The 20,119-nt window shown below is 66.1% G+C and carries 12 protein-coding genes and 1 pseudogene; all 13 read right to left on the reverse strand.

Translation table 11 applies throughout. From position 1 onward, the window contains the following. Positions 1-99 precede the first annotated feature (99 nt). The 13 genes and pseudogenes from ACOGXC_RS05155 to tgt all read right to left on the reverse strand — a co-directional run bounded on the left by ACOGXC_RS05155 (position 100) and on the right by tgt (position 20,109). Positions 100-5,283 carry a fibronectin type III domain-containing protein gene (locus ACOGXC_RS05155; RefSeq protein WP_419919637.1) on the reverse strand — a complete coding sequence of 1,728 codons (5,184 nt, stop codon included), beginning with the start codon at positions 5,281-5,283 and terminating at the stop codon, positions 100-102. A 168-nt stretch (positions 5,284-5,451) separates the two neighbouring features. Next, complete coding sequence (ruvX, locus tag ACOGXC_RS05160) at positions 5,452-5,874, reverse strand: Holliday junction resolvase RuvX (protein ID WP_419919638.1); 423 nt, start codon at positions 5,872-5,874, stop codon at positions 5,452-5,454. 75 nt (positions 5,875-5,949) lie between these two features. Next, the gene (gene alaS, locus ACOGXC_RS05165) at positions 5,950-8,529 is read right to left on the reverse strand and encodes an alanine--tRNA ligase (protein WP_419919639.1); all 2,580 of its coding nucleotides are present in this window, start codon (positions 8,527-8,529) and stop codon (positions 5,950-5,952) included. Then, a complete protein-coding gene (locus ACOGXC_RS05170; RefSeq protein ID WP_419919640.1) occupies positions 8,526-8,780 on the reverse strand; it encodes a hypothetical protein in 255 nt (84 codons plus the stop codon). The genes alaS and ACOGXC_RS05170 overlap by 4 nt, the downstream gene beginning before the upstream one ends. Next, positions 8,780-9,812, reverse strand: a pseudogene (locus ACOGXC_RS05175) (AAA family ATPase). The gene ACOGXC_RS05170 and the pseudogene ACOGXC_RS05175 overlap by 1 nt, the downstream one beginning before the upstream one ends. Before the next feature lie 35 nt (positions 9,813-9,847). Beyond that, positions 9,848-11,596: an aspartate--tRNA ligase gene (gene aspS, locus ACOGXC_RS05180; RefSeq protein ID WP_419919641.1), complete on the reverse strand. Its 1,749-nt coding sequence runs from the start codon at positions 11,594-11,596 to the stop codon at positions 9,848-9,850. Between the two features lie 37 nt (positions 11,597-11,633). Continuing rightward, entirely contained in the window at positions 11,634-12,932 is a 1,299-nt protein-coding gene (gene hisS, locus ACOGXC_RS05185) for a histidine--tRNA ligase (protein ID WP_419919642.1), read from the reverse strand. Positions 12,933-12,959: 27 nt separating this feature from the next. Then, positions 12,960-15,170, reverse strand: a complete 2,211-nt coding sequence (locus ACOGXC_RS05190) for a RelA/SpoT family protein (RefSeq protein ID WP_419919643.1) — start codon at positions 15,168-15,170, stop codon at positions 12,960-12,962. Between the two features lie 43 nt (positions 15,171-15,213). After that, positions 15,214-15,711 (reverse strand): adenine phosphoribosyltransferase, encoded by a 498-nt coding sequence (locus tag ACOGXC_RS05195; protein ID WP_419920018.1) that lies wholly within the window; start codon positions 15,709-15,711, stop codon positions 15,214-15,216. 140 nt (positions 15,712-15,851) lie between these two features. Further along, positions 15,852-16,937: a protein translocase subunit SecF gene (gene secF / locus ACOGXC_RS05200; RefSeq protein WP_419919644.1), complete on the reverse strand. Its 1,086-nt coding sequence runs from the start codon at positions 16,935-16,937 to the stop codon at positions 15,852-15,854. Then, the gene (secD, locus tag ACOGXC_RS05205; protein WP_419919645.1) at positions 16,934-18,661 is read right to left on the reverse strand and encodes a protein translocase subunit SecD; all 1,728 of its coding nucleotides are present in this window, start codon (positions 18,659-18,661) and stop codon (positions 16,934-16,936) included. Before secD ends, secF begins: the two co-directional genes overlap by 4 nt. A gap of 18 nt (positions 18,662-18,679) precedes the next feature. Beyond that, positions 18,680-18,952, reverse strand: a complete 273-nt coding sequence (yajC, locus tag ACOGXC_RS05210) for a preprotein translocase subunit YajC (protein ID WP_419919646.1) — start codon at positions 18,950-18,952, stop codon at positions 18,680-18,682. Between the two features lie 11 nt (positions 18,953-18,963). Beyond that, complete coding sequence (gene tgt, locus ACOGXC_RS05215; protein WP_419919647.1) at positions 18,964-20,109, reverse strand: tRNA guanosine(34) transglycosylase Tgt; 1,146 nt, start codon at positions 20,107-20,109, stop codon at positions 18,964-18,966. Between the last annotated feature and the right edge of the window lie 10 nt (positions 20,110-20,119).

The raw sequence follows: 20,119 nt of genomic DNA on the forward strand, positions 1-20,119 counted from the left end.
GGCTTCATATCCTACCGCAGAGCGGTTGGTGGGGGTGGGTCCCCGCCGGGGTTGCCCCAGGGTGGTGGGGGGCACCCCGGCGGGGAGAAATTGGATGGGTTAGTTGTTGCAGATGTCGTTGTTGAGGTCGGCGGGGTTGTCGCCGTAGTTGCCGCGGCCGAGGCGGCGGCATTCTTCGGTGAGGATGGTTTTGTATTCGTCGCGATAGGTGGCGGCCAGGGTGTCGCCGGCTTTTTGGCGGGCTATGGCTTCGCGGCGCGTGTACGGGAGTGAGCAGACATCGGCCACGCCGTCACCGTCGCTGTCCAGGGGGTAGGTGGTGGGCCCACCCAGTGAACGGTTGGCACACCAGGAGGGGCCGGTAATGGTCCCCGAATAATAAGGACCCCCGTCGTTGGGCGGCGGGAACCCGGGTGCGGCCAGGGTTTCACCCCCGCAAGCCTCATCACCAGGCTGGTTGGCGCACTCGGCGTTCACGAGCCGGCGGTACAGGTCGGGGTACCGGTTCGCCAGGGTAATCACCGCGTTGTGCCGGGCTATCGCCTCACGCCGGGTATACGGCAGCGAGCAGGTGTCGGCTATCCCGTCACCGTCGCTGTCCAAAGCGAACAAGCGGGCCCCACCCAAAGAGAACTCCGCACAAAAACTCGGGCTGTTGACGGGGCCGGTGTAGTAGTCCTCATCACCAGCCCGATCATCGCCAGGAGTGATGGTGGGCGAGGTGCCCGCGGGGCCGGCACCCACCGCGTTGATGGCTCGCACCTCGAAGGTGTAACCCACCGGGCCGGTACCGGTATCAACCCCGGTTATGACCGCGCTGGTCGTGGTGGCCCCGACATCGGCCCAGTCGCCGAAACCGGCGCTTGCGATGCGGGTGCGCCACTGCCAACCCGTCACCACAGACCCACCATCGGTGCCCGCGGTCCAGGTGACAGTGATGGTCCCATCGGTGACCGTGGCAGCAACAGTGGGCGCAGCGGGCACCATGGCCGGCGTCGCGGCGACGGTGGCGACAGCGCCGGGGCCCATCGCGTTCTGGGCTCTTATGCGGAAGGTATAGCTGGTGCCATTGGTCAGGTTCAGCACTGGTACCGAGGTGGCACCAGCGCCCAAACCCATCCCAGCCAAATCCACCCACTCGCCATCGTTGACGCGCAACAACCAACCCGTCACCACAGAACCCCCATCACCACCAGCGGTCCACGACAAAGTGACCCTGCTGTCACCGGGTGTGGTGGTAACCGTGGGAGCGGCGGGCACCGTGGCCGGCATCGCCGTAGCTGTGCCCGCAGTACCGGCACCCATGGCGTTTTGGCCTCGAACCTGGAAGGTATAGGTGGTGCCGTTGGTGGGATTCTGAACCGGCACCGAGGTGGTATCAGCAGGATAATCAACCCACTGGTCGGTACCGGTACGCAACTGCCAACCCGTCACCACCGAACCACCGTCACCGCCAGCCGTCCAGCTCACCGTCACCATCTCATCACCAGCCGTTGCGGTAACCGTGGGCGCTTCGGGCACCGTCGCCGGTGTCATCGTCACAACTGCGGCGGGGCCTGGGCCAATCCTGTTTTGAGTTCTGACCTCAAAGGTGTAGGCAACCCCGTTGGTGAGACCATCAACATCGCGGGTAGTGGCCGCGGCGGGAACATCAACCCAAGCCCCGTAACCAACAGAACCGGTTTTCATCCGGTACTGCCAACCGGTAACCGCAGCAGCCCACGACGATTCACCCACCGCCCCACCAGCACCAGCGCTCCAGTTCAAAGTGACCTTCATATCACCAGCAACAGCAGTGAGCGTTGGCGCTGGGGGCACTGCCGAGGGGGTGACCGCTTCGGACTCAAACGCCGCCCCAATCACCTGAACATCGGTGGTCACCGCCCGCACCTGGAACGTGTAAGCCCGCCCGTTGGCCAAACCATCCACCACCAAACCCCGGGCCGCCGCCCCACCGGTGACGGCGGTCCATGAAGCGTAACCTCCACCATCGGTTTTCATGCGGTACTGCCAACCCGTAACCGTGCTACCCCCCGTGTTCGCCGCCGCCCACGACAGCGTGACCCGACCATCACCAGTGGTCGCGGTCAACGCCCCACCAGCGGGTGGGCCCACTGGTGTTATCGGGCCGACTACGCCTGCGGCGGGGCCGGGGCCGAATTGGTTCACCGCTCGCACCTCGAAGTCATAGGCCACCCCGTTGGTCAGGCCTGGTATCGGCACCCCTGCTGATTCGGCCAAATGGCGGGCCGGTGGGGTGATGCGAGCTCCCAGCGATTCCCACGCATCAAAGGTGCCACTACCGCTGCGACGCGTCCGAACCTCGTAACCCAAAACCGTAGAACCACTCTGCGGGGCCAACAAAGTGATCGTAGCCTCACCATCACCGGGCATCACCCGCACCTGGCGAGGCGCGGTAGGTGTTTTGCCGGGGGTGACTGCCAATGACTGTGCTGCTGCGCCGTTACCAGCACCGGTCGCCAACTGGCCGGAGGGCACCCATCCGGCCAACGCGTTCACCGCCCGCACCCGGAACTGGTAGGTAGAGCCGTTGGTCAAACCTTTCACCACCGCTTGAGTCGTTGACGGCCCTGAACCCGGAACCGGTGTCCACTCGGTATCCCAAGCATCGAACGTTGAACTACCCGCGTCTCGTTTCTGCTTGATGTATTCCCAGCGGATGATCGGCGGACCCCCCGACCCAACCGATGTCCACGACAACGATACCTGACCATCACCTCCCACCGCAGCCAACCCTGCGGGCGCGGGAGGGTTCACACCCGGTATCACTACCTTGTCCGGGTAGGTTTCGGAGCTTTTATTCAACAAACCGGCACCGTTGGAATACAACACCACACCCGGCAACCTACCGGTGCCGTGCCGGTTCACCCCCCGAACCCGAAACTCATAGGACACCCCATTACGCAAACCCGACACCGGAACCCGATTCGATGCCGTACCCCCGGCAGCGGGATTGCGATTCGCGAAAGACTTACCAACATTCGCTACCGTCCACGGAGACCACTCACCACCAACCCGACGATACGAATACTCCCAAACGGTGTCAGTATAAGTACCACCAGTATCAGTATAAGCATTCTCATAAACCCGAATATTGTAAGCCTCACCATTGGCATCGGTGCGCTCTTCCTCTGTGGGTCGCACAATGTTCAACGTCACCTGACCATTACCCGGCACCGCCAACACCTCAGGACGAGTCGGGGTGTTACCGTCCCAATCCACAGCGCCCGGCAAGGACGGAGCCCCGAAAACAAACGGCCCCGACTCGCCTGCATAACCCGCACCCACATCAGTTACCGCCCGGTGTCGAAACGTGTAGGTCTCCCCAACCCGGAAAGTGAACTGATTGAAACGGTCAATATCACTAGTCAAACTATCCCCCTGGGTAAACCAAGGACCCCACGGCCCGTCACCAACCCTCCACGACCACTCAAACCGCAAACGCGAACCACCATTATAAGGACCTCTATTTGCAAACATATGAGGCCGACCAGTAGTACGGGGATCAGCACTGTAGCCCCGCAAAAACAAAGCTGCTGACTTAGCGGGAATCCCCTTGGCGAAGTTCGTCCTGATAACGGCCGATGGTAAACCCTCACCCAACGCGTTATGCGCCCTCACCACGAAATAACGATCCTCCGTACCAAAACTTTCCCAACATTCATCAGGGCAAAAATGACCTCCAGGGTTCTTAGGATCAGGAACTGTACCCGTGGGTAACGTCACCGTCGACAACCCCCCACACCCCGGATCCAACCCCGCGGTGTTATCACACAAATCCCACCACGTCGCGCTGGTCAACTCATCCACCGTTGTCGCATGTCTGAACTGCCAGCGCGTCACCGGGGAACCACCATCGGAACCCGTCCACGACAAAACCACCCGATGCAAACCCTCCTCGTAATCCGACAACGGCTCCACAGACACCACCGGTGCCGCCGGTACCGTCCCCGGATAAACAACACCCGTCTCAGCCACCGCACCCGCACCAACACTGTTCATCGCCCGCAGGCGGAACCGATAACCCACCCCCGCCGTCAAACCCGGAACCGTGAACGAATTAGTCGTGTAGTCACCCGGTATCGCCACCCAATCACCCCACTGCTCATCACCAGCTCGCAGCGAATACTCATACCGCCTAAACCTCGCAATAGCAGGAGTACCAGATAAATTAGCCGGGTTGCGCCACCTCAGCGTCACCGACGACTCCGTCACCGACTCCATCGGTGTCTCCAACTCACGAGGCGCCTGTAGCAGCGTACCCGGACGCACGAACCCAGAACGCGCCGCCGTGCCCGCACCCAACGCGTTAACAGACCGAACCTCAAACAAATAATCCTTGGTATTATCCAAACCACTCACATAATAAGACCTGACCCCGGCCCCACCAGGAACCCTCTGCCACGCCGCACTATCCAGATCGTCGTAAGTCCCCAAATTCGTCCACCGGACTTCCCAACCCGTTACCGGCGAGCCAACCACCCCCGGCGGCTGCCACGACAACAACGCCGACTTATCACCCGGCATCACAACAAAGTTACGAGGAGCCCCCGGCGCTCCACCCACCACCACCGGTCCCACCTCACCGGTGGCACCGTTGCCATGCTTGTTGACCGCCCGCACCCGGAATGAATACCCAACATCGTTGGACAATCCCTTGACCACGAACGATTCACGATCTCCAGCCGAACTACCATCATCGGCCATCACCGACCATCCCGACCAACCCCCATCACCCCGTTTGATCGCATACTCATACCGCAAAATATCAGAAAACCCCGACCTTGCTACCTCACCGGAAGCTTTGGTCCACTTCAACTCCACCTGGGAATCCCCGGGAACCGCCCGCAAACCCCCCGGTGCCGGCGCAACACTAGACATCAAATGGTTTTCCCCCGGACCCATATTCCTAATTTGCCCCGCTCCCGCAGCGTTCACCGCCCGAACCCAGAACCGGTAGCGGCTGCCAATCGTCAAACCCGATACCACAACCGACCGGGCACCCCCACCACCGGGTACCGGCTGCCACACAACCCCACTACGATCCCCCGAAGTAGGAGGCAATCCCCCAGAAGCAGCCACCACCCTGTCCACCGGCGGAACCCACGTGGTCCCACCATCAGTGGACCGCGAAAACGTGTACTCATAACCCGAAACCCCCGCAGCACCCGATGGCGGCCCCCACGACAACCGCACCTGACCACCACCCAACACCACCACCTGCGTCGACGACGGATAATTCGGCACACTCTGCGCACCCACACCCCCCACCCCAACCAACACCGACCCCAACAACCCCACCAAAACCAGGAGCCCAAACCAGGGCAGCCCTAAACGACTACCCCCCCCCCCCCCCGGTTAGAACCCAAACCAACCCGCAAAAAACTCTGCATAACCCCCACTATAACAACAACCCCCCCCCCGCAAGCATTACGGAACTTGGGTGTCCAGCCAGCTCTGGAGGATTATCGACGCGGCCACCATGTCGATCCGGCGGCGGCGGGCTCTACCGTTGAGACCGGACTCGGCCAGGGCCCGTTCGGCAATCACGGTGGTGAACCGCTCGTCATGGGCAAGGACCGGAACAGCCAGCGCAGCCTGGAGCTGGTGGATCTCGTGCTCGGCGCGGCGGGCGGCCGGACCGGACCCGCCGTCCAGCGACAGGGGCAAACCCACCACCACTGCGGTGGCTTCGTGCTCGGTGACCAGCCCAGCGATGTGTTGATAATCCCGGGTCGGGCTGGAGGAGCGTTGGATCACGGTCAAGGGGGTGGCCACTCGGCCTCCGGTATCGCTGATGGCCACGCCGATGCGACGTTCCCCGAGATCTATACCCAGGGTTCTGGCCCCCATCAAGCCGCAATCCGGGTTGGGCTCAAAGCCCGTCCCGGCATCGAGTCCCCCATCAAGCCGCAATCCGGGTTGGGCTCAAAGGTTGCTCAGGCCGGCGGCGGCCCTAACCTGGTTCAGAGCATCCTGGAGGCGGGACGGGTCCCGACCGCCGGCAATGGCCAGCTTGGCATCCCGGCCCCCTCCCCCGCCGATGGTGGTGGCTGCCTCGGCTATCAGCTCGCCGGCGTGCAGGCCGCTTCCGCCGGCCACCGCCGCCACCAGGGCTGCGCCACCGCTGTCGGGGGCCGCGCCCAGCACCACCGCCCTCACCCCGGGGTGGTCCCGGGTGGCGATGGCCAGGTCGCGCAGTTGGCTCCGGTCCACTCCCTCGACCGCGGCCACCACGATCCCGTCTACAGCTTGGCGGGCCAAGACGCTCGACCGGTCGGCCGAGGCCATCCGGCGCAGCTCGGCCAGCTCGGCCCGGAGGCTCTTCATTTCGGCCATGCGCTTGGCCGCCCCGTCCGGAAGCTGGTCGGGGGAGACCCCCAACTGTTCGGCGACCTGGGCCAGCACCTGCTCCCGCTCGGCGAGCAACTCCATCGGCCGGGTGCCGGTGACCGCCTCTATGCGGCGGATGTTGGCTCCGATGGAACCCTCGGAGATGATCTTCACCGGGCCGATCTCGCCCAGGGCCCGCACATGGGTACCACCGCACAGCTCGATGGAGTGGGGGCCGGCCTCCAGCACCCGGACCCGATCCCCGTACTTGTCGCCGAAGAAGGCGATGGCCCCGGCCGCGGTGGCCTCGGTCATGGAGGTCTCGTAGTGGCGGGTGGGGGGGTTGTCCAGGATGTCGGCGTTGACCAAGCGCTCGATCTCGGCAACCTGCTCGCCGGTGAGGGCCTCGAAGTGGGTGAAGTCGAAGCGGAGCCGATCATCGGCCACCATCGATCCCTGTTGCTTGACGTGGTTGCCCAATGTCTCCCGCAGCGCCCAGTGCAGCAGGTGGGTGGCGGTGTGGTTGCGTCGGATGGCGGCCCGGCGGCCGGTGTGGATGGTCGCGATCACCGTCTGGCCCGGATGTATCCGCCCATCAACTGCGGCCGTGTGGTGCAGGTGCAGATCGGGAACCACGTAAGTGGTGCCGGTCACCCGGACGGAGCCCGAGGGCGAGGTGATGGTGCCGGTGTCGCCCACCTGTCCGCCGGAGTCGGCGTAGAACGGGGTCCGATCCAGGATGATGCCGTCGTCGCTGACGGCCAGAACCGTGGCCTCGGCGGTGTCCAGATCGCGCCCCACGAAATCGGTGGGTCCGTGCTCGGCCACCAGCGCGGCGTAGGCCGACGTGTCGGCGGTGATGCGGCGGCGGGCATCGAAGTCCTCCCGGGCTCGGGTGCGCTGGGTTTCCATGAGCCGGTCGAAGCCGGGCCGGTCCACGGTCACTCCCCGCTCGCGGGCGGTCTCCTCGGTGACCTCGAAGGGGAAGCCGTAGGTGTCGTGCAGCAGGAAGGCCAGATCCCCGCCCAGCTTCTGCCCGCCGTCCAGGTTGTCAATGGCGTCGTCGAGGGTCCGGGATCCCTGGGCCAGGGTGGATCGGAAGCCCTCCTCCTCCCGGGCGGCCACCTCGCGCACGAAGCTGTGGTTGGCGGCGAGGTCGGGGTAGTCGTGGCCCATGATGTCCACCACCTTGTCGACCAGCCGGGGAGTGACAGCATCGGTGACCCCCAACAGGTAGGCCCGGCGGATGGCCCGGCGCATGATCCGGCGCAGCACGTAACCCCGGTCCTCGTTGGAGGGGAACACCCCGTCGGAGATGAGGAAGGTCATGGCTCGGGCGTGCTCGGCCAGGATCCTGAGGGTGATGTCGCTGTACTCGGTCGTCCCCAGCCTCACCCCCGTCACCGCGGAGGCCTCGCCCACCAGCTCGACCATCTCGTCGATGTCGAACACCGACTCCACCCCCTGGATAAGGGTGAGGATCCGCTCCAGGCCGGCTCCGGTGTCGATGCTGGGTCGGGGTAGCGGAACGAGACCACCGGGCTGCTGGTCGAACTGCATGAACACCAGGTTCCAGAACTCCAGGAAGCGCTCGTCGCCGCCATGGGCGGGACCGCCGCCGGGGCCGAACTCCGGCCCCTTGTCGAAAAAGATCTCCGAGCAGGGTCCGCACGGTCCGGTATCGGCCATGCGCCAGTAGTTGTCCTCGTCCATGCGCTGGATGCGGTCGGGGGTCACCCCGGCCCCGTCCCGCCAGATCTCGGCGGCCTCGTCATCGGAGAGGTGTACGGTGACCCACAGACGGTCGGGGTCGAAACCCAGGCTCTCGGTGACGAACTCCCAGGCCCAGCCGATGGCCTCGGTCTTGAAGTAGTCGCCGAAACTGAAGTTGCCCAGCATCTCGAAGAAGGTGAGATGGCGGCGGGTACGCCCGATCTCGTCCAGGTCGTTGTGCTTGCCCCCGGCCCGCACGCACTTCTGGACGGTGGCGGCCCGGGGGTGGGGAGCGGCCTCCTCGCCGAGGAAGTAGGGCTTGAACGGCACCATCCCGGCCACGGTGAAAAGCACGGTGGGATCGTGGGGAATGAGGCTGGCCGAAGGCAGCACGGCATGACCCCGCTCGCCGAAGAAGGAGGTGAACGCGCTGCGGATCTCCTGGGCTCGTTTGGGGGTCACTGCGGGTTTCTGGGGGGATCTTCAAGGGCCCGGCGGGCCACTTCGGCCCGGTAGCGCCGGACCGCGGCGGTACCCTCGGCCAGGGCCGCCCTGGCCTCGGAGGCGGCTGCTTTGACCCGGGCGCCGGTGGTGCCGGCCGGTTTGATCGGTATCGCTCGCCGGGTGGCCCGGCGCAATTTGAGGCGCAGGTAGGTGGCTCCGGCTGCCCCGGTACCCGCTCCGGCCGCGAACCACACGAGTCGCCGGGCCATCAGCGGGCCTCGCTCGTGGGGGCACCGGTGGGGGTTGGGCTGCCGGTGGGTTCTTGGGGGTCGGTGGCGCGCAGGCCGCCGGTGGGTTCTTCGGGGCCGGTGGTTGGGCCTTTGCGGGTGCTGTTGTCCATGTTTGCTCCGTGGTCCTTGAGGCGGGCCATTCGCTGGTGGATCTCCTTTTCGGCCCCGTGGTGGGAAGGACGGTAGTAGCGACGGTTCTCGAAGCGGTCGGGCCGATACTGCTGGCTAACCCAACCCTGGGGATCGTCATGAGGATACACGTAGCCGGCGCCGTATCCCAGACCGGCCGCTCCCGGATAGTGGGCGTCCCGCAGATGGGTGGGCACCTCACCGCTGCCGTCGCCGGCATCGGCCCGGGCCCGGCCCAAAGCGGTGGTGACCGCGTTGGACTTGGGGGCGGTGGCCAGGTACACCGCCGCGTGGGCCAGGTTGAGTTGGGCCTCGGGCAGGCCGACGAACTCCACCGCCCGGGCGGCGGCATCGGCCACCACCAGGGCCAGGGAGTCGGCCAGCCCGATGTCCTCGGACGCCAGGACAACCATGCGGCGGGCGATGAACCGGGGATCCTCCCCCGCCTCCAGCATCCGGGCCAGCCAGTACAGGCCGGCATCGGGGTCGGAGCCCCGCAGGCTCTTGATGAAGGCGCTGATGAACCTCGTCGAGGAACAAGATGGTGCCCCGATCGTGCCGGCCGAGGCGATCACGGGCCCCGGCGATCACCTCCCGCACATCCTTGACCGTGGCGGTTACCGCCGAGAGCTGGATGTAGGCCCGGGCCGTGGTGCCGGCCACCAGCCGGGCGATGGTGGTCTTGCCGGTGCCCGGTGGTCCCCACAGGATGGCTGATGATAGGCGGTCGGACTCGATGAGGCTGCGGAGCGGCCGGCCCCGGCCGAGCAGGTGTTCCTGGCCGACGAGCTCGTCCAGGGAGCGGGGCCGCAGGCGGTCGGCCAAAGGGGCGGTTCCGGCCAGGCGTTCCGCAGCGGCGGCGGCGAACAGGTTGTCGCTCATTGCCGGCGGCCTCCTGCTGCTTGCCCCCGACCCGCTCACCCGCCGGCGGGTGGGGGAAGCAGGCGCAAACCGAGCTCGCCGAGGTGACGGTCGGGAATCGGGGTGGGCGAGTTCGACAGTGGATCGGCCCCCGACTGGGTCTTGGGGAAGGCGATCACCTCGCGGATGTTCTCCTCCCCGGCCAAGATGGCGGTTAATCGGTCGATACCGAAGGCGAACCCGGCGTGGGGTGGAGCCCCGTAGCGAAAGGCGTCCAGCAGGAAGCCGAACCGGACCTCGGCCTCGGTATCGCTGATACCCAGGCAACGGAACACCGCCCGCTGGATGTCCGGGCGGTGGATTCTCACGCTGCCCGAGCCCAGCTCCCAACCGTTGAGCACCAGGTCGTAGGCCTGGGAGCGGACCGCCAGCAGCTCCTCGCCCGAACCGTTCAGAAGGCCCACATCGTCGGGGTGGGGCATGGTGAAGGGGTGGTGGGCGGCCACCGGCCGGCCCTGGTCGTCGATGGACTCGAAGAGCGGGAAGTCGGTGACCCACACGAAGTTCAGACCACCCTCGGTGATGGGCGGGCGCCCCAGCTCCAGGCGCAGCAGGCCGAGCACGTCGCGGACCTTTTGTCGGCGGTCGGCGATCAAAAGCAGCAGGTCGCCGGGTTCGGCTCCCAGGGCCGGCCCCAGCGCGGCCAGCTCGGGGCCGGACATGAACTTGGTCAGGGCACCGTCGAGAACGCCGCCGTCACCCACCCTGAACCAGGCCAGACCCCTGCCCCCCCACTGCCGGCACTTGCGGGTCAGCTCGTCGATGGCGTTGCGCCCCAGGCTGTGGCCGCCCCCCTTGTGGTTGATGCCTTTGATGCATTCCACCTGGAATACCTTGGCCTCGGTGCCCTCGAACAGGCCGGTCAGCTCGACCAGCTCCATGCCGAAGCGTATGTCCGGCTTGTCGGAGCCGTACCGTTCCATGGCGTCGGTCCAGGTCATGCGGATCGGATCGTCGGGTCGCTCACCGGTGACCGCCTCGGTGGCCGCGGCCACCGCCTCGGTGATGAAAGCCATCACCTCGTCGGGGCTCGCGAAGCTGGCCTCGGCGTCGAGCTGCATGAACTCGAACTGCCGGTCGGCCCGGAGGTCCTCGTCGCGCAGGCATCGGGCGATCTGGTAGTAGCGGTCGAGCCCCCCCACCATGCAGAGCTGCTTGAATATCTGGGGCGATTGGGGCAGGGCGTAGAACCGTCCGGGGTGCAGGCGGGACGGCACCACGAAGTCCCGGGCCCCCTCGGGGGTGGAGGCCACCAGCATCGGGGTCTCGATCTCGGTGAATCGCTGCGCCTCCATGGAGCGGCGGATGGCGCTGTTCACCGTGGCTCGCAGGGACAGGTTGCGCTGGAGGCGTTCCCCCCGCAGATCGATGTATCGATGGCGCAGGCGCACGTTCTCGTCCACCTCGGTGCGGGAGTGGAGCGGGAACGGCGGGGGATCCGCGACCGACAGCACCTCCACCCCGCAGTTGCCGATCTCCACCTCGCCGGTGGTCAACCTGGGGTTTATGGTGCCCTCCGGTCGGGGTCTCACCGTGCCGCTGATGCGCACCACGTACTCCGAGCGAAGATCGTGACGCTCGTCCACCACGCACTGGATCACGCCGGTGCGGTCCCTGAGGTCGATGAATGCCAGATTCTCGCCGTGCTCGCGCCGGCGGTCCACCCAACCGCACACCGAAACCTCTCGCCCTATGTCATCCACACCCAGCTCGCCGCAGTAGTCCGTCCGCATGATTCCGGTCATCTCGGGTCTCTGGTTGATTCGATTCGCATCTTCTGGCTCATGCTAGGTCTTCGGTTGATTCGGTTCGCATCGACTCATTTCCGGCCAGCCTCTCGGCTACCCCGGCTACCGCGTCCCCGCGGGTGAGTGCGGTCTGATGCCCGCCCGAGCGCAGGTCGCGCACCGTCACCGACCCCGAGGCCAGCTCGTCGTCTCCCACCAGTAGGGCCAGCCGGGCCCCCGACCGGTCGGCCACCTTCATCTGCGCCTTCATGGATCGGTTGTCGAAGGCCCGGTCGGCCGATATGCCGTTGCGGCGCAGCTCAAAGGTGAGGTCGCGCCCGGCATCGCCACCGGTCACATCCACCACGAAAACATCCAAGCCCCCGGCATCGCCCAGGAGGGCATTTTCGGCGTCGGCAGCCATGAGGATGCGCTCGATGCCCGCGCCGAAGCCCACGCCGGGGGTGGGCTTGCCGCCCAGGGCTTCGGCCAACCCGTCGTAGCGGCCCCCGCCCCCCACCGCGTTCTGGGCAGAAGCAAGGTTACCGGCGGCGAACTCCCAGGTGGAGTGGGTGTAGTAGTCCAGGCCCCGCACCAGCCGGGGGTCGATCCGGTAGGCGATCCCGAGGGCATCCAGCCCGGCTTGCACCCGCTCGAAGTGGGTGGCGGCACCCTCGGAGAGGCAATCGGTGATGAGGGGGGCATCGGCCACCGCCACCCGGGTGCGCTCCCGCTTGGAGTCCAGCACCCGCAGCGGATGGTCGGCGGCGTTGACCCGGTCGGCCTCGTCCAGGTGGTCCCGCCGCCGATCCAGCCAAGCGGCCAGCTTCTGGGCATAGGCCCGCCGGTCGTGGGGGTTGCCCATGGAGTTGAGTCGCAGCGACAGGTGGTTCAGGCCGAGGGCCCGGTAGAAGTCGTGCTGGAGGGCGATCACCTCCACGTCGAGGTCGGGGTCGGGCGAACCGATGGCCTCCAGGCCCACCTGGTGGTGCTGGCGGAACCGCCCGGCCTGGGGTTCCTCGTAACGGAAGCAGGGGGTGAGGTACCAAACCTTCCACGGCACGGTGGGACGGTGCTGGTTGAACGCCCGGACCACCGGTGCGGTGCCCTCCGGGCGCAGGGCCAGGTGCCGGTTACCCTTGTCGTGAAAGTCGTACATCTCCTTGCGAACCACCTCGGTGCCCTCGCCCAAGCGCTGGAACACCCCGATGTCCTCGAACAGGGGACTCTGAATCAACCCGTAGCCGGCCCGACCCACCACCCCGGCGAACACCGCGACCAGAGCCTGCCAGCGACCCGACTCGGGAGGCAGGATGTCACGCGTCCCCTTCGGGGCCTGGAACGATTCAGCCACGACCCCCGATCCTACTAGCTGGATCTGCTAGCTGGATGGGGTGGGGATAACCCGGTAAGCGCTGTAGACCGACTCGATGCCGCGAATGGTGCGGAGAAGGGCTTCGAGGTGGGTACCGTCACTCAGCTCGAAGTCAAAGCGCATGATCGAGATCTGATCGGCACCGGTGCGGGTCTCGCAGGCCAGGATGTTCACCGACCCGGTGGATAGAGCGTTGGCCACGTCCCGCAGCAGGCGGGACCGGTCGAAGGCCTTGACCTCGATGGTAACGCAGTAGGTACCTCGGCGATCGGTGCTCCAGTCCACGTCGATGAGGCGGTCGCCCTGCTCGAAAGACAGCGACACCGCGTTGGCGCACTCCGCCCGGTGGACCGATACTCCCCGACCCCGGGTGACGAACCCGATGATCTGGTCGGGGGGAACCGGCTTGCAGCAGCGGGCCAGGTTGATCAGCACATCGTCGAGACCCTCCACCTCCACCGCCTGGTCGGTGCGGCGAGCCGGCACCGCCGGGGACGGGGCGATGACCGGTTCGCCGTCCCGGTCGTCGTCGCCGGATGGCTCCATCCTCAGGCCGGCCACTCGCTCGGCCACGGCCTGGGCCGACACATGGTGCTCCCCCACCGCCGCGAACAGGGTGTCGAGGTCGCGATAGTTCAAGTCCTGGGCCGCCTGCAAAAGCTCATCACCGGTCAGGATCCGAGCCACGGGCAGTCGCTCGCGGCGCAGGCCGTCAGCCACGGCGTCGCGCCCGGCCCGGATGGCATCTTCGCGGCGGGCCTGGGCGAACCAATGCCGGATCTTGTTGCGGGCCCGGTGGGAAGCCACCATCCCGAGCCAGTCGCGCGACGGCCCCTTGTCGGCCACTTTGGAGGTGAAAATCTCGACCATGTCGCCGGGCCTCAGCTCCCGTCCCAGCGGGACCAACTGGCCGTTCACCCGAGCCCCGATGCAGGCGTGACCCACCTCGGTGTGGATGGCGTAGGCGAAGTCGATGGGAATCGCCCCCATCGGTAGCGACACCACATCGCCCTTGGGGGTGAAGACCTGTATCTCGTCGTGGTCCAGATCGGTCTTGAGGTTGCTCAGGAACTCGGCGGCGTCGGAGGTTTCCTGCTGCCAGTCGATGATGCGACCCAGCCAGGCCAGGTTGTCAACCGTCGCGCCCTCCTTGTAGCTCCAGTGGGCGGCAACCCCCTGCTCGGCCCGGGCATGCATCTCGTTGGTGCGGATCTGAACCTCCAGCGACTTGCCCCCGAACCCGACCACCGTGGTGTGCAGCGACTGGTAGAGGTTGAATTTGGGCATGGCTATGTAGTCCTTGAAGCGCCCCTGAACCGGCTTCCATGTGGCGTGGATGGAGCCCAGCGCGGCATAGCAGTCCCGCACCGAGTCCACGATCACCCGGATGCCCACCAGGTCGTGGATCTCGTCGAAGCTGCGCTCCTTGGTCATCATCTTCTCGTAAATGCTCCAGAGGTGCTTGGGGCGGCCGGTTACCTGGGCCTTGATGCCCAGCTCGGCCAGCCGGGCGTCCACGCTGGACAGAACCTGGGTGAGGTACAGGTCACGCTCGGGGGCCCGGTTGGCCACCATGCGATCGATCTCGGCGTAGCGCTTGGGGTGGAGGGCGGCGAAGGCCAGGTCCTCGATCTGGAGCTTGATGTCCTGCATGCCCAGGCGATTGGCCAGCGGGGCGTAGATGTCCATCGACTCCCGGGAAATGCGGTGCTGCTTGGCCAGGGGCAGCGCGGCCAGCGTCCGCAGGTTGTGCAGGCGGTCGGACAGTTTCACCACCAGCACTCTCAGATCCTTGGCGATGGCCACCAGCATCTTGCGCATGGAGGCGGCCTGCTCCTCCTCCTGGGTGTCGAACTGGAGCCGGTCCAACCGGGTGACGCTGTCCACGATCGAGGCCACCTCGCTGCCGAAGTGCTGCTCGACATCGCTCAGGCCCATGGCGGTGTCCTCGACGGCGTCGTGCAGCAACGCGGCGATGACCGAGACATCGTCCAGACCCAGGTCAACCACTATGTGGGCCACGGCCAGGGGGTGGGAGACATAGGGTTCACCGGATTTGCGAACTTGCCCGGTGTGGGCCTGTTCGGCCAGGCGGTAGGCCGTTTCTATGCGTTCCCCGGTTTCGTGGGGGTGGCGCTTCAGGTAGGCATCAAGCAGCGGGCCCACATCGTGGCCGGGCTGATCCAACCAGGGCAGCACCCGCTCGGTGAGCGTCACCGGTTGCCCTCGGGGTGGTGTTTATGGTTGCCCTCGGTGAGCGTCACCGGTCTTCCTCGGGGCTGCGTTCCTGGTTGCCCTCGGGGCAGAACAGCGATATTACCGGGTAGTTCCCGACCAGCTTGGACCGGCCGTCGAGAAAGCTCAATTCCAGCAAGAAGCCCATCCCGGCCACCACCCCACCCAGGGATTCGACCAGGTCCACCGCCGCGACCGCCGTGCCCCCGGTGGCCAGGACATCGTCGACGATGAGCGCTCGCTGGCCGGGCTCCAAAGCGTCGGCGGGGGCTTCGAGGGCAGCTTCCCCGTACTCCAGCCGGTAGGAGACCGAATGGGTGATGGCGGGGAGCTTGCCGGGCTTGCGGAAGGGTACGAAGCCCAGGCCCAGGCGGTACGCCACTGCGGCCCCCAGGATCAGTCCCCGGGCCTCGATCCCCACGATACGATCGGCTGAGGTATCGCTCAGGCGGTCGGCGAGGGCATCGGCTACCCATCGGAAGGCCTCACCATCGCTGAGCAACGGGGTTATGTCCTTGAACATGATGCCCTCGGCCGGAAAGTCGGGCACATCCCTTATCAGGCTCTCGGGCCAACCGGACTGCACATCCCTGATCAGGCTCTCAGGCCAACCTGACTTCACTGACCTCAATACTATCCACTCGTGATTTCCCGGCCCAGGAGCTAGCGGTGCTTGCGCTTTCGGGGTCGGGGAGGGATGACCGTGCCGGTTTGTGACGGTCGGGGGGAGGTGGTGGCCGCTGAGGGCGGGCCGGCCGGGGCAACCTCCCCCTCGAGCCCGGTCGTGCCCCGGGACTGGGCCCGGGCCTGGAGGCGCTCCCGCAGTTCCACGTTCTGGGGCTCCCGCTCCTTCAGCCATGTGACCGCGGGGGCGGCGACGAACAGCGACGAGTAGGTCCCCACCAGAAGGCCGATGAGCAGGGCCACGGCGAACTCGGCCAGAGTCACCGCCCCCAGTATCAGCGTGCCGATCACCAGCATGCACAGCACGGGCAGCACCGATGTGACCGTGGTGTTGATCGACCGCATGAGGACGGTGTTCAACGCCGAGTTCATGATCCGGGTATAGGTGGCCCTGCCGGCCAGGGCGGCGCGCCGCTGGTGATCGCGGGCCTTGTCGAACACCACCAGGGTGTCGTACAGGGAGTAACCCATGATGGTGAGGAAGGCGATGACGGTTGCCGGGGTCACCTCGAACTGGAACAGGGCGTAGAAGCCGATGGTGATGAGGATGTCGTGACCCACCGCCAGCAGGGCGGCCAGCGCCATCTTCCACTCCAACCTGAGCGTGATGTAGAGGGCCACCACTATGAAGAACACGATCAGGGCCCGGACGGCCTTGCCGGTTATCTCGTTACCCCAGGACGCGCTGATCGAGTTGAAGTTGATGTCGTCCAGCGACTGGCCGGTGAGGTCGGCGAGGGCTTGGGACACCCCGGCGACGCTGGAGGCATCGGTGGCCTCCAGCTCGGCTCGGACCCTCACCAGGTCGCCGCCGATGAACTGGATCTTGGCATCGGCCTGACCCACGCCCCTCAGGGCATCGCGGACCTCGGCGGTGGAGACACCGGGTGCCGATGCCTCCCACACCGTGCCCCCCTCGAACTCGATGCCCAGGTTGATGCCCCGCACCAGCAGGGCGATCACCCCTATGAGGATCAGCGTGGCCGATAACCTAAGGGTTTGCTTCCAAACCGTGGGGAAGTCCACCCGGGTCTGGTTGCGCCGGAGGCGTTGCCAGCGGTTCATGGGGCATTGCCTCCGCCGTCGGGCTCCGGCGCGGGGGGCAGGCCGAGACGGTGGGGATGGGACATCAGGCTCGGCGACCTCGACAGCAAGAGGGCGCAGGGGCGCAGGAAGAAGTAGGTGGCCACGAGGTCCAGCACCGAGGCCAGGCCGAGCATGAGGGCGAAGCCCCGGACCGAGCCGGCCGACAGCCAGTAGAGGATGACCGCGGCGATGAGCGAGGCGAAATTGGCCCAGAAGATGGTCCTGAACGCCGCCGGGAACGACTGCTCCAGGCAGGAGCGCAGTTTGCGCCCGGTGGCCACGTCCTCCTTGAGGTGCTCGAAGTAGACCACGTTGGAGTCCAGTGACACCCCTATGGACACGATGAGACCGGTGACCCCGGCCAGGGTCAGGGCCAGGTCCTGGGTCTCGCCCAGCCAGGCCACGATCACCCACAGCAAGGTGGCCGATACCCCCAGGCTCAGCATGGCCATCAGGCCGAGTAGCCGGTACATGCCGATCATGAACAGGAACACCAGCGCCAGCCCGACGATGCCGGCGATGACCCCGGCCCGCAGGGAGTCGCTACCGATGGTGGCCGATACGGCCCTGCTGGTGCTGTCGCTCTGGGGGTCGGTGGGGTCCTGGAACTCGATGGGCAGCGCGCCGTAGCGCAGAACCAGGGCCAGGTCGTCGGCCTCCTGCTGGGAGAAGCTCCCGGAGATGACCACCTGGCCGTCAAATTTCTCGGCCTGCACGGTGGGGGCGGATTGCACGTTGCCGTCCACCACGATGGCCAGTTGACCTGAAAGGCAGTAAGGGCTGCTACGGAAGCACTCGCCGGCGATCTCGTCGAACTTGTCGGCCCCCTCGCTGGCACCCTTGAAGGTGGCATTAACCACGAACTGGCCGCCCTGAAAAGCGCTGTCGGCGCTGGACAGGCCCGCCCCCGTGAGCACCGACGGGCCGAGGAGGTAGCGGACCTGGACCTGCCCATCGTCGCCTCTTTGGGGCAGAATCACAAAGCGCTCCAGCACATCCTCGGCACCGGTGGAGGTATCCAAACCGTTGTAGTTGATCCCCTCGGGACACGGGGCCAACCCCCGGTCATCCAGGACAGGATCGGGCAACTCGGTTGGGAGGGGTTGGGGGGTTGGGGGTTCGGTGGTCTCGGTTGGTTGGGGGGTTGGTTCGGTTGGTTCAGTGGTGGTTTCGGTTGGTTGGGGGGTTGGTTGAGGTGTTTCGGTTGGTTGGGGGGTTGGGGGTTCGGTGGTCTCGGTTGGTTCGGGGGTGGTTTCGGTTGGTTCAGGGATTTCGGTTGGCTCAGGGGTCTCAGTTGGTTCAGGGGTTTCGGTGTCGGAGAAGTCCAGCGGTTCGGGTGAAAGGCTCGCGCACACCGGCCGGAAGCGCAGCTCGGCGGTTTGGCCCACTATGTCGATGGCTCGCTGCTGATCGCTGATGCCGGGAAGCTGGACCACCACCCGGTTGCCCTGACGGGTAACGTCGGGCTCGGCCACCCCGAGGCCGTCGATACGGTCGCGGATGATGTTCACCGCGGTGTCCAGATCGCTATCGGTGATGGCCACCGGGCGATCGGGGTCGTCCACCGGTACCAGCACCACCTCCACCCCGCCCTTGAGATCCAGGCCCAGCAGCGGCCGGTTACCGGCCACCAGCGAGGCAACCAGCAAACCCACCGCCGCGGCCACGATGAGTATGAGGCCAACCAGCGGACGGCGGCTCATCGGCGTTGGGGAAGGGGTCTAGGAGTCGGAGCCGTCACCATTGACGTCGGAATACACGACCTTGTTGGCGATGGTGTCGCGGCTTATCTTGAGTTCGACACCGTCGGACACTTCGATGAACACGGTGCTCCCATCGAATTCGGTGATCATCCCGTACAGCCCCGACGCGGTGATCACCTCATCGCCCACATCCAGGGATTCGAGCAGATCCCGGCGCTCGCGCTGCTTGCGCCGGGAGGAAAAGAAGACCATGACCATGGCCATGAGCAAGAAGATGAAGACAATTTCCAAGGGTGGCAATCCTACCGGAAGGTCCGGCTCGGGGACGACTCGGCGGGGTGGGTCCACGATTCGGCCACCCGGTGGCGCAGCCGGTCCAGCGTTCCGGTGGTTATGGCATCCTGGGTGGATTCCATGAGGTTCAGCAGCCAGGCCACGTTGTGGAGGGTGAGCAGCCGGGCGGCCGAGGGCTCGTCAACGTTGAACAGGTGGCGGAGGTAGGCCCGGGAGTAGCGGGTGGCGGGACCGGTGGGAAAGTCGGGGTCCATGGGCCGGTCGTCGGTGGCGAACGATGCGTTGGTGATGTTGAGGCGCCCTTGCCAGGTGAGGGCGGTTCCGTGGCGGGCCAGCCGGGTGGGCAGCACGCAGTCGAACATGTCCACCCCCAGCGCCACCGACTCCAGCAATCCGACCGGATCGCCCAGCCCCATGAAGTAGCGGGGCCGGTCACGGGGCAGGTGGGGCACGGTGGCGGCCAGGGCCGCCAGCATCCGGTCCCGTTGCTCACCCACCGACAGGCCGCCCACCGCGTAGCCCTCGAAACCGACCTCGGTGGTTCGAGCCGCGCTCTCAACTCTAAGCGCTGGGTCGGTCCCGCCCTGGACTATGCCGAACTGGGCGCCGGCGGGGTGGTCCTGGCTGCGCTCCAGGAATCGGCGGCGGGCTCGGGCCGCCCAGGCCGAGGTGCGATCCACTGCCTGGCGCTGCACCTCGGCGGGGGCATCGGCCGGCGGGCAGACATCCAGAACCATCTGGATGTCGGATCCGAACTGGAGTTGCACGTCCACCACCCGCTCGGCGGTGAAGCGATGGGCCGAGCCGTCGTAGGTGGACCGGAAGGTGGCACCGTCGTCGTCCACCCGGGGATCGAGGGAGAACACCTGGTATCCCCCCGAATCGGTGAGCACGTGGCCCGACCAGCCGGTGAACCCGTGGATCCCGCCCAGGAGCTGAATCACGCCGGGACCGGGCCTCATCATGAGGTGGTAGGTGTTGGCCAGCACAACCGGTGGATCAAGGGCTTCGAGGTCGCCGGTATCGAGGGTGCGGACCGCGGCTCGAGTGCCCACCGGCATGAAACACGGGGTGGTGAACGAGCCCCTCGGGGTGGTGATGCGCCCCTTCCGGGCCTGGCCGTCGCGGGCCAACTCGTCGAATCGCAAGGTCATGAACTCGCCA

The organism is Candidatus Poriferisocius sp., from assembly GCF_965202595.1.
Lineage (GTDB): Bacteria > Actinomycetota > Acidimicrobiia > Acidimicrobiales > Bin134 > Poriferisocius.

Coding starts and splice junctions, on each gene's coding strand:
- ruvX (WP_419919638.1), bottom strand. CDS start 5,874: ATGGGGGCCAGAACCCTGGGTATAGATCTCGGGGAACGTCGCATCGGC.
- ACOGXC_RS05170 (WP_419919640.1), bottom strand. CDS start 8,780: ATGGCCCGGCGACTCGTGTGGTTCGCGGCCGGAGCGGGTACCGGGGCA.
- aspS (WP_419919641.1), bottom strand. CDS start 11,596: ATGACCGGAATCATGCGGACGGACTACTGCGGCGAGCTGGGTGTGGAT.
- ACOGXC_RS05195 (WP_419920018.1), bottom strand. CDS start 15,711: ATGTTCAAGGACATAACCCCGTTGCTCAGCGATGGTGAGGCCTTCCGA.
- secF (WP_419919644.1), bottom strand. CDS start 16,937: ATGAACCGCTGGCAACGCCTCCGGCGCAACCAGACCCGGGTGGACTTC.
- secD (WP_419919645.1), bottom strand. CDS start 18,661: ATGAGCCGCCGTCCGCTGGTTGGCCTCATACTCATCGTGGCCGCGGCG.
- tgt (WP_419919647.1), bottom strand. CDS start 20,109: ATGACCTTGCGATTCGACGAGTTGGCCCGCGACGGCCAGGCCCGGAAG.